At 69.7% G+C, this 6,773-nt stretch carries 6 protein-coding genes; 4 read left to right on the top strand and 2 right to left on the bottom strand.

Annotated features, from left to right (window positions below; all coding sequences use genetic code 11):
- Positions 1–543: glycosyltransferase family 4 protein (locus ACLL9L_RS12865; RefSeq protein WP_411285057.1), on the top strand; the 543-nt coding region annotated here is incomplete at its 5' end.
- 24 nt (positions 544–567) lie between these two features.
- Here ACLL9L_RS12865 and ACLL9L_RS12860 read toward each other — a convergent pair.
- A complete protein-coding gene (locus ACLL9L_RS12860) occupies positions 568–1,536 on the bottom strand; it encodes a GDP-mannose 4,6-dehydratase (protein WP_411285056.1) in 969 nt (322 codons plus the stop codon).
- Positions 1,533–2,525: a GDP-mannose 4,6-dehydratase gene (locus ACLL9L_RS12855; protein ID WP_411285055.1), complete on the bottom strand. Its 993-nt coding sequence runs from the start codon at positions 2,523–2,525 to the stop codon at positions 1,533–1,535. The genes ACLL9L_RS12860 and ACLL9L_RS12855 overlap by 4 nt, the downstream gene beginning before the upstream one ends.
- A 102-nt stretch (positions 2,526–2,627) precedes the next feature.
- Between ACLL9L_RS12855 and ACLL9L_RS12850 the strand changes: the two genes are divergently transcribed.
- From ACLL9L_RS12850 to ACLL9L_RS12840, 3 genes are read left to right on the top strand one after another with little or no spacing between them, the layout of a single operon-like run.
- The gene (locus ACLL9L_RS12850; protein WP_411285054.1) at positions 2,628–3,674 is read left to right on the top strand and encodes an FkbM family methyltransferase; all 1,047 of its coding nucleotides are present in this window, start codon (positions 2,628–2,630) and stop codon (positions 3,672–3,674) included.
- Entirely contained in the window at positions 3,671–5,209 is a 1,539-nt protein-coding gene (locus ACLL9L_RS12845; RefSeq protein ID WP_411285053.1) for a glycosyltransferase family 4 protein, read from the top strand. Before ACLL9L_RS12850 ends, ACLL9L_RS12845 begins: the two co-directional genes overlap by 4 nt.
- Positions 5,196–6,761 carry a glycosyltransferase family 4 protein gene (locus ACLL9L_RS12840; RefSeq protein WP_411285052.1) on the top strand — a complete coding sequence of 522 codons (1,566 nt, stop codon included), beginning with the start codon at positions 5,196–5,198 and terminating at the stop codon, positions 6,759–6,761. Before ACLL9L_RS12845 ends, ACLL9L_RS12840 begins: the two co-directional genes overlap by 14 nt.
- Positions 6,762–6,773 lie beyond the last annotated feature (12 nt).

The raw sequence follows: 6,773 nt of genomic DNA, 5'->3' as shown, positions 1-6,773 counted from the left end.
CCGGGCCTGCACGTCGGCTTCCTCGGACGCATCGTCGAGGAGAAGGGCCTGCAATATCTTATCGACGGCTTCCGGGCCCTGCCGGACCCGGGCGCCCGTCTCATCATCGGTGGGGAGTTCGACAAGGTGGCCGGCGGCAGCGTGATCGAATCGGTCCGCCGGCACATCGGCGAGGACCCTCGGATCGACCTCCTCGGCTTTCTCCCCGACACTGCGCTCGCGGACTTCTTCGCCTCGCTCGATGTGTTCGTCCTGCCGTCCGTCAACTCATTGGAGGCCTTCGGCATCGTCCAGGCGGAGGCGATGATGGCGGGAGTCCCCGTCATCGCCAGCGACCGGCCCGGTGTCCGAACCCTCGTGCAGGCCACCGGCTTCGGGGCCATCGTGCCCCCGCGGGACCCCGGGGCCATCACCGCGTCGCTCCAGGACCTCCCGAACGCCGACCTCGACCGCCGGCGCGGAGCGGCGGACGCCCGCCGGCTCTACGGCGCAGAGACCGTCATCGACCAATACCAGGAAGCACTCGAGCGCCTGATGCGGTGAGGGCGTGCAGCAGGTGGGGAGCCCCTACTTGCGCAGCAGCGAGACGTCGTGGTCCACCATGCGGCCCACGAGCTCCTCGAAGCCCACCGTCGGCCGCCAGCCGAGCAGCGCGGCCGCCTTGCTCGCGTCACCAACCTGGACGCCGGCCTCGGTCGGGCGCACGAAACGTGGGTCCACCTCGACATGACCGCGCCAGTCCTCGACCCCCGCGTGCTCGAGCGCCGTCCGGGCGAAGTCGCCGACGGAGTGCGTGCGGCCCGTCGCGATGACGAAGTCGTCAGCCACGTCATGGCGGCAGGCTCGCAGCATCGCGTCGACGTAGTCCAGCGCCCAACCCCAGTCGCGGGCCGCGTCGAGGTTGCCCAGGGTCAGCTTTTCCTGATGCCCCGCCGCGATCGCCGCCGCGCCCGCGGTGATCTTGCGGGTCACGAACGTCGTGGGGCGCAGCGTCGACTCGTGGTTGTAGAGGATGCACGCGGCGACGAACAGCCCGCGGTCGCGATAGACCCCGGCCAGGTGGTGGCCCAGCGCCTTCGCGGCGCCATAGGGCGACACGGGACGGATCGGGGTGGACTCGACCTGAGGGGCCTGCTCGGCCTTCCCGAAGATCTCCGCGCTGGACGCCTGGACCACCCGCACGGGCGTGCCCGAGCCCTCCTGGAGCCGGTATGCCGCCTCGAAGACGGCCGCAGCTCCCAAGCCGGTCGCGCGCACCGTGCCGACCGGGTCATCCCACGAGGCGGCAACGGATGACTGGCCCCCGAGGTTGTAGATCTCGGTGGGCCCCACATCCGTGACGACCTCGTCGATGCGCGCCGCGTCGGCAAGATCGCCCACGTGCACGATGGCGGCCTCGAGCCCGTCGACCGCCCACTCCGCCAGCCGGTCGCCCGACAGTGCCAGACCGTGCACCTCGTGGCCCTCGGCCAGCAGCCGTCGGGACAGCAGGGTCCCGTCCTGCCCCGTGATTCCGGTGACGAGGACTCTGGTCAAGACCGGGCCACCTGCGGTCGCTCCTGGATGCGCAGGTCGTTCTCCATCATCATCGTCACCAGGCCGGGGAAGTCGACCGTCGGCGTCCAGCCGAGCTGCTCCTTCGCCTTGGTGGGGTCGCCGATGAGCAGGTCCACCTCCGCTGGCCGGAAGAACCTGGGGTCCTGGGTGACGTGCTTCTCCCAGTCGTCGATGTTCACGTGGGCGAAGGAGAGGTCGAGGAACTCCCGGATGGAGTGCGTCTGCCCCGTCGCCACGACATAGTCATCGCCCTCTGGCTGTTGCATCATTCGCCACATCGCGTCCACGTAGTCCCCCGCAAATCCCCAGTCCCGTCGGGCGTCGAGGTTGCCCAGGGACAGGCTGTCCTGCAGCCCGAGTGCGATCCTGGCGACAGCGATCGAGATCTTGCGCGTGACGAACTCCGGTCCGCGGCGAGGAGACTCGTGGTTGAAGAGGATCCCTGACGAGGCGTGCATCCCGTAGGACTCGCGGTAGTTGATGGTCATGTAGTGACCGAAGACCTTGGCAACGCCATAGGGCGAGCGTGGCCAGAGGAGGGTGTTCTCGCGTTGCGGCACGTCCTGGACCTTGCCGAACATCTCCGAGCTCGACGCCTGGTAGAACCGCACCTTGGCCGGGTCGTCATGGCTGTAGAGGCGCACCGCCTCGAGCATGTTGAGCACTCCCTTGCCCGTGACGTCCGTGGTGAGCATGGCGTTCTCCCACGAGTAGGCGACGAACGAGATCGCGCCGAGGTTGTAGACCTCGTCAGGCTCGGACGACTCCATGGCCCGCATCAGCGAGGACAGGTCGGTCAGGTCCCCGGTGAGCAGGGTGACCCCCGGCACCGTCTCCTGCACGAGCTCCCGCTTCGGGTTGTTCTGCCCCCGGATGAGGCCAAAGACCTCATACCCCTTGGCGAGGAGAAGCTCCGACAGGTAGAGGCCGTCCTGGCCGGTGATCCCGGTGATGAGTGCGCGTGGCATGAGTCCTCGAAGGTGGTGGGGGGAGCGAAATCGCGAGTATATCCAGCGCGTCGTCGCGATCGTCGAACCCGACTCAGCACACCCGTCCGATAGCATCCCCACGTGTCAGACTCCCCCTTCATCTCCTACGGCCAGAACCGCGAGGACGTCGTCCTGTGGCGTGCCCTGGGTTCGATACCGCACGGTCGGTATGTCGAGGTCGGCGCCAACGACCCCGTGTCGCTCTCGATCACCAAGGCCTTCTACGACCGCGGCTGGAACGGCATCTCGGTGGAGCCGGATCCCGAGTTCGTCGAGAAGCTGCGAGCCGCGCGGCCACGCGACCACGTCGTCAACGCTGCCGTCACTCCTCAAGAAGGCGAGGTCGCGTTCCACGTCTTCCCTGGCACGGGCCTTTCCACGCTGGACGACCAGGTGAGCGACCAGCACGTCGCCGACGGCTGGGAACGACGCGAGATCCAGGTGCGTGGCACACGGCTGAGCGACATCGTCACCGAGCATGGGTACGACGAGGGCGACGTGCACTTCCTCATCGTCGACGTCGAGGGCGCCGAGGCCGACGTCCTGTCCACGATCGACCTCACCATCTGGCGGCCGTGGGTGCTCGTGATCGAGTCGACCGCGCCGTTGTCGACGCGGAGTACTCACGAGATGTGGGAGCCCGCAGTGCTCGCAGCCGGCTACGACGCCTGCCTGTTCGACGGGGTCTCCCGTTTCTACGTCGCGCACGAGCGCGCTGAGGAGCTGGCCGCCGGCCTGTCCTACCCGGCGTGCGCCCATGACTCCTTCGTGGACCACGGGACCGCCGTGGTCCGCGATGAAGCAGATCACTTGCGCCAACAAGGCGCAGCCCTGCGCGAAACGGAGCGGGTCCTCCGTGACCAGGTCTCAGGTCTCGACGCTGCCCTGGTCGAGACCCGAAACCTCATGGTGGCCGAGACGCTCCGATGGCGTCGCGCGGCCCTCGGTGCCTGGGCAAGTCGAGCCGGGGAGAGCCTGGGCGTGAGCCACTCGGCGCACGAGATGAGTCAGGTCCGCACGCAGCTCGAAGAGGCCCGCAAGGACGCGGCGGCGCTCCGCCGCACGCTCTCGTGGCGGGTCACCACCCCGCTGCGCGCCGTGCGGACCCGCACGGGAGGTCGTCGGTGACCATTGCCCTGCACACCCGGGCGGACACCGACGTCGTCCTCCTTGAGGCTCTGGACCAGCGACTCCTGGCGGCCACGCAGTGCCTCGTTCCCGACGTGGCCGCCGCCGTCGCTGCTCGTGGGGACATCCCCGTCGGGTGGCCGGCGGCCGAGCTCCTCCCGCAGCTCATGCAGGCCTGCGGGGAGGAGCCCGGCCCGGCCCACTGGCTCGTCCTCACTGCGCTGGCCGGAGCTTTCCCCCTGGCCTCCGACGTCGAGGGACTGGCCCGCGCCCTTGTCCTCGACGGCGTCGAGAGCGTCGTTGAGCAGCTGTTGTCCCGGGTGCTGGCCGACCCCGGACTCGGACGCCTGGACCTGCCGATGCAGGTGGTGACCGACAGCGTGGTCGTGGATGTCGACTACTGCGCCCGGTTCGACACCAACACCGGCATCCAGCGTGTCGTCCGCGAGACCCTCCCCCGCTGGAACCGCGACCACCACATCGTGGCCGTCACCAACCTCGATCAGCGCACGGCATACCGCAGTCTCAGCCCCCGGGAGCTGGCCAGGGTCTTCGCGTTCGGGAAGGACGTCGCCATCGACCCGGCCGCGGAGGCCGCCTACGCGCCCGTGCTCGTGGTGCCCTGGCAGACCACCGTGATCTGGCCGGAGGTCATCGACCCGAACGCCTGCCTGCGGATCGCGTGCCTGGCGCAGTACTCGGGCAACACGATCGGGCTGATCGCCTACGACATGATCCCGATCCTGTCGACCGAGCTTCGTCCCTTCGGCGAGGCGGGCATCTTCGCGAGGTTCCTCAGTGCGGTCAAGCACGCCCACCGGGTTGCCGGGATCAGCAACTCGGCCACGACGGAGTTCCGCGGCTTTGCCGAGATGCTCGCGGCGCAGGGGCTGCCCGGCCCGGACGTGACAGAGGTCGAGCTCGCCGAGGACGTCGGCGAGCACACGGCAGAGGCTTTGGGTCTCTACGCCTCCACCCGTCCCGTCGTGCTGCTCACCGGGCGCCGCGAGCCGCACAAGAACCTCCGGGCCTCGGTCCACGCCGCCCAACGTCTGTGGGCCGAGGGGCTCGACTTCGAGGTCGTCATGCTCGGTGGCCGTGGCTGGGACGAGGAAGAGCTCACGACCACGGTCGAGCGCCTCCAGGCCGAGGGTCGACCGCTGACCACCCTCGGCTGGGTGAGCGACGCCGAGATGTGGGGTCGGATCCGGGACGCCAGCTTCGTCGTGTTTGCCTCGCTGCACGAGGGTTACGGGTTGCCGATCTCCGAGGCCCTGGCCTGCGGCACCCCGGTCGTCACGAGCAACTACGGCAGCCAACGCGAGGTGGCGGCCAAGGGCGGGTGCCTCCTGGTCGATCCCCGTAACGACGAGGAACTCACCGGCGCCATGCGCACCCTGATCACCGACCCGGGTCGGCTCGCCGAGTTGCGTGGCGAGATCCTCCACCGCCCGCACCGCACGTGGGGAAACTACGCGGCGGACCTCTGGAACTTCCTGGTGGAGGGTTCGAAGGCCGGCCATGCGGTTCGTTAGGCCTGCCCCCAGGGCCGTCGCGGCCCGGCTGCTGGAAAGCCGTCGCGCGCCGACCCCCGCACCCGCGCAGAGCCCACAGGTGCAGGCGGCCTGGGCCAGCCGGGCCCGGCTGCTCGCGGCGACCCTCGAGGTCTCGCCCCGCCCGACCCTTCCCGGCCGGCTCGGCCCGGCCACCCTCGGACCTGTCCTGGGCTCGATCGTCGAGGCCTCCCACCGGGAGCAGGTCTGGCTGACGCTCGCCGTCATGACCGGCGTGCTCCCGGCCGATGTCCTCGTCGAGGAGGTGGCCCGGGAGTCGGAGTTCGACAACGGGGAGGCCCTCGTGGCCGCCATCGTCGACGGGACGAGCGCCGAGAGCGCTCGGTGGGAGGTGCGTGTCGCCGACCGGGCCGACGTCCTCGTCGACCTCTCGGCGACCTTACCCCTCACTTTCACGACCGGCATCCAACGCGTCATCCGGGAGACGGTTTCCCGGTGGATGGAGCGCTACGGCGCCCGACCCGTCGCCTGGACAGTCGGCTACACCGCGCTGCGAGACCTCACCGGCGCCGAGACCGCCCAGGTCGTCAGCCGGCGGGCTGCCGGACCGGGGGAGACGACGGCGTCAGTGCCCCGCACCGTCCTCGTCCCGTGGCGGTGCACCTACATCACACCAGAGGTGCTGGCCGAACGCGCCCGCAGCAGCCAGGTCCGCAGCCTGGCCCAGTATGCGCGCTGTCGCACCGGCGCCATCACCTACGACTGCGTGCCGCTCACCTCGTCGGAGACCCTCGTCGACTGGGGCGGGGACACCTTCTCCTGGCACCTGGCCGCGTTGCGTTACTTCGACCAGGTGGCCGCGATCTCCGAAGCTGCCGCGACCGAGTTCCGCGGCTGGCGGCGAGCGCTCGGGTCCATCGGCCGCGCCGGCCCGGCGATCGACGCCGTCCTGCTCCCCGTGGAGATCGGTCCGTCCGACGAGCAGTCGTTGGCCGCTGCACGGGAACGCTTCGTCGTCGCCGACCTGCCCCTGGTGCTCGTGGTTGGCAGCGCCGAACCACGCAAGAACCACCTGGCGATCCTGCACGCCGCGGAGCTGCTGTGGCGTCGCGGCACCATGTTCAGCCTCACCTTCGTCGGTGGCCGCGCGTGGGGCGCCGACGCGTTCGGCAGCAGGGTGCGAGAGCTCCAGGCCGCGGGGCGCCCGGTCGACGTCGTGACCGGCTCCGGAGACGCCCTGCTCTACGCGGCATACCGTCTGGCGCGGTTCACCATCTTCCCGTCCCTCAATGAGGGTTTCGGCCTGCCCGCAGCGGAGTCCCTCGCGTGCGGCACCCCGGTCATCACCTCAAACTTCGGGAGCATGCAGGAAATCGCCGACGGAGGTGGGGCGGTGACCGTCAACCCCCGTTCCGACGCGGAGATCGCCGAGGCGATGGATCGCCTGCTCGGCGACGACGCACTCGTGGCACGACTGCGCGCCGAAGCTGTTGCCCGTCCGGAACGGACCTGGGACACGTATGCCGCGCAGACGTGGGCCCTGCTCGTCGGGGGAGCGCCTTCGAAGGCGTGACTTGCGTAGCCC

Origin of the sequence: Lapillicoccus sp. (genome assembly GCF_046595215.1) — a bacterium.
GTDB lineage: Bacteria > Actinomycetota > Actinomycetes > Actinomycetales > Dermatophilaceae > Lapillicoccus.
The sequence above is the reverse complement of the archived record's forward strand: the minus strand, read 5'-3'. Positions and strand labels throughout refer to the sequence as shown.